The sequence below is a fragment of the Pseudoalteromonas sp. S1610 genome, from assembly GCF_005887465.1.
Lineage (GTDB): Bacteria > Pseudomonadota > Gammaproteobacteria > Enterobacterales > Alteromonadaceae > Pseudoalteromonas > Pseudoalteromonas undina.
In genome coordinates, this window is the sequence record NZ_PNDI01000083.1 from 1 (window position 1) to 825 (window position 825).

An 825-nucleotide genomic window follows, 5' to 3' on the forward strand; every position below is an offset into this window, starting at 1 on the left:
GTCTTACCCTCGGGAGGACGTGGTCCAAGGAGTGATTCATGACTGGGGTGAAGTCGTAACAAGGTAGCCCTAGGGGAACCTGGGGCTGGATCACCTCCTTATACGATTTAGAACTTATTTGTTCGTAGTGTCCACACAGATGATTGTTAATTGTAAAGAGAACAACACTTATTGTTTGGGTCTGTAGCTCAGCTGGTTAGAGCGCACCCCTGATAAGGGTGAGGTCGGTAGTTCAAATCTACTCAGACCCACCACTTCTTCTTAATACTGCGTTGTAAGCTTCGTTGTTTAGTGAACTAAACGGCCTTAACTTACGCCTTATCTTAAAAAGAAGTCGGTATACAAACAGTAAGACCAGCATATGTGGGGCTATAGCTCAGCTGGGAGAGCGCCTGCCTTGCACGCAGGAGGTCAGCAGTTCGATCCTGCTTAGCTCCACCACTTTACTTCTTAAAAATAAATATTCTTTTATCGGGTAGCACAATCACCTGAGAATAGAGTGTGTTTAATTTTGAGAAGTTTTTGATTCTCTGCTCTTTAAAAATTTGGAAAAGCTGATAATAAAATTCGTATGAATACATTTGTTATTTGTACAGAGTTTTCAAAAGTAAAAAAGAATGATAGCAGTATCATTCAGTGCCATTTAATCCTCGGATTAATTGGTATCTACTTTAGTATTCAATATTAACTTCTGGCGAAGTTAAACTGTCACGAAACAAAGACCCGTTTGGGTTGTATGGTTAAGTGACTAAGCGTACACGGTGGATGCCTTGGCAGTTGGAGGCGATGAAGGACGTATTAACTTGCGATAAGCCTAGTCATGGT

General features: G+C 41.5%; 2 tRNA genes and 1 rRNA gene. All 3 read left to right on the top strand.

From position 1 onward, the window contains the following. Window positions 1–101, top strand: a 16S ribosomal RNA gene (locus CWB77_RS17600); the annotation flags it as partial. 76 nt (window positions 102–177) lie between these two features. Further along, window positions 178–254: transfer RNA gene (locus CWB77_RS17605), tRNA-Ile, on the top strand. A gap of 111 nt (window positions 255–365) precedes the next feature. Continuing rightward, window positions 366–441: transfer RNA gene (locus tag CWB77_RS17610), tRNA-Ala, on the top strand. Window positions 442–825: the final 384 nt, after the last annotated feature.